Genomic DNA, 2,737 nt, shown 5'->3' with positions numbered 1-2,737 from the left:
ACCCCTGCCTGAATACATAGGGCAGGAGGAGGCATACCCGGGGAACTGAAACATCTAAGTACCCGGAGGAAGAGAAAGCAAACGCGATTCCCTGAGTAGCGGCGAGCGAAACGGGACATAGCCCAAACCAGAAGGCTTGCCTTCTGGGGTTGTAGGACACTCTATACGGAGTTACAAAGGAAGAGAATAGGTGAAGTGATCTGGAAAGGTCCGCGAAACAAGGTAACAGCCCTGTAGCCGAAATTTTCTTCTCTCTTGAGTGGATCCTGAGTACGGCGGAACACGAGGAATTCCGTCGGAATCCGGGAGGACCATCTCCCAAGGCTAAATACTCCCTAGTGACCGATAGTGAACCAGTACCGTGAGGGAAAGGTGAAAAGCACCCCGGAAGGGGAGTGAAAGAGATCCTGAAACCGTGTGCCTACAAGTAGTCAGAGCCCGTTAATGGGTGATGGCGTGCCTTTTGTAGAATGAACCGGCGAGTTACGATTTCATGCAAGGTTAAGCTGATAAGGCGGAGCCGCAGCGAAAGCGAGTCTGAACAGGGCGCATCAGTATGAGGTCGTAGACCCGAAACCAGGTGATCTACCCATGTCCAGGATGAAGGTGAGGTAACACTCACTGGAGGTCCGAACCCACGCACGTTGAAAAGTGCGGGGATGAGGTGTGGGTAGCGGTGAAATTCCAATCGAACCTGGAGATAGCTGGTTCTCTCCGAAATAGCTTTAGGGCTAGCCTCAAACGAAGAGTTCTGGAGGTAGAGCACTGTTTGGACTAGGGGCCCATCCCGGGTTACCGAATTCAGACAAACTCCGAATGCCAGAAACTTATGTTTGGGAGTCAGACTGCGAGTGATAAGATCCGTAGTCAAGAGGGAAACAGCCCAGACCACCAGCTAAGGTCCCCAAGTATACGTTAAGTGGAAAAGGATGTGGAGTTGCCCAGACAACCAGGATGTTGGCTTAGAAGCAGCCACCATTTAAAGAGTGCGTAATAGCTCACTGGTCGAGTGACTCTGCGCCGAAAATGTACCGGGGCTAAACGTATCACCGAAGCTGTGGATTGACACCTTGGGTGTCAGTGGTAGGAGAGCGTTCCAGAGGCTGTGAAGTCAGACCGGAAGGACTGGTGGAGCGTCTGGAAGTGAGAATGCCGGTATGAGTAGCGAAAGAAGGGTGAGAATCCCTTCCACCGAATGCCTAAGGTTTCCTGAGGAAGGCTCGTCCTCTCAGGGTTAGTCGGGACCTAAGCCGAGGCCGAAAGGCGTAGGCGATGGATAACAGGTTGATATTCCTGTACCACCAAACATCGTTTGAGTGATGGGGGGACGCAGGAGGATAGGAGATCACGCTGATGGATATGCGTGTTTAAGCAGTCAGGCTGGAAATGAGGCAAATCCCGTTTCCATTAAGGCTGAGCTGTGATGACGAGGGAATTTTAGTACCGAAGTCTTCGATTCCACACTGCCAAGAAAAGCCTCTAGCGAGATGCAAGGTGCCCGTACCGCAAACCGACACAGGTAGGCGAGGAGAGAATCCTAAGGTGAGCGAGTGAACTCTCGTTAAGGAACTCGGCAAAATGACCCCGTAACTTCGGGAGAAGGGGTGCTCTGGTAGGGTGCAAGCCCGAGAGAGCCGCAGTGAATAGGCCCAGGCGACTGTTTAGCAAAAACACAGGTCTCTGCAAAGCCGCAAGGCGACGTATAGGGGCTGACGCCTGCCCGGTGCTGGAAGGTTAAGAGGAGGGCTTAGCGCAAGCGAAGGTCTGAATTGAAGCCCCAGTAAACGGCGGCCGTAACTATAACGGTCCTAAGGTAGCGAAATTCCTTGTCGGGTAAGTTCCGACCCGCACGAAAGGCGCAACGATCTGGGCACTGTCTCAACGAGAGACTCGGTGAAATTATAGTACCTGTGAAGATGCAGGTTACCCGCGACAGGACGGAAAGACCCCGTGGAGCTTTACTGCAGCCTGATATTGAATTTTGGCACAGTCTGCACAGGATAGGCAGGAGCCTTGGAAGCCGGAGCGCCAGCTTCGGTGGAGGCGCTGGTGGGATACTGCCCTGACTGTGTTGAAATTCTAACCCGCACCCGTGATCCGGGTGGGAGACAGTGTCAGGCGGGCAGTTTGACTGGGGCGGTCGCCTCCTAAAATGTAACGGAGGCGCCCAAAGGTTCCCTCAGAATGGTTGGAAATCATTCGCAGAGTGTAAAGGCACAAGGGAGCTTGACTGCGAGACCTACAAGTCGAGCAGGGACGAAAGTCGGGCTTAGTGATCCGGTGGTTCCGCATGGAAGGGCCATCGCTCAACGGATAAAAGCTACCCCGGGGATAACAGGCTTATCTCCCCCAAGAGTCCACATCGACGGGGAGGTTTGGCACCTCGATGTCGGCTCATCGCATCCTGGGGCTGTAGTCGGTCCCAAGGGTTGGGCTGTTCGCCCATTAAAGCGGTACGCGAGCTGGGTTCAGAACGTCGTGAGACAGTTCGGTCCCTATCCGTCGCGGGCGCAGGAAATTTGAGAGGAGCTGTCCTTAGTACGAGAGGACCGGGATGGACACACCGCTGGTGTACCAGTTGTCTCGCCAGAGGCATCGCTGGGTAGCTACGTGTGGACGGGATAAGTGCTGAAAGCATCTAAGCATGAAGCCCCCCTCAAGATGAGATTTCCCATTACGCAAGTAAGTAAGATCCCTTGAAGATGACGAGGTAGATAGGTTCGAGGTGGAAGTGCGG

The 2,737-nt window shown here is 53.8% G+C and carries 1 rRNA gene; it reads left to right on the top strand.

What is annotated here, in order from left to right:
* Positions 1–2,737, top strand: a 23S ribosomal RNA gene (locus VP98_RS08120); the annotation flags it as partial.

Origin of the sequence: Domibacillus indicus (assembly GCF_000970685.1) — a bacterium.
Classification (GTDB): Bacteria; Bacillota; Bacilli; order Bacillales; family Domibacillaceae; genus Domibacillus; species Domibacillus indicus.
The sequence above is the reverse complement of the archived record's forward strand: the minus strand, read 5'-3'. Positions and strand labels throughout refer to the sequence as shown.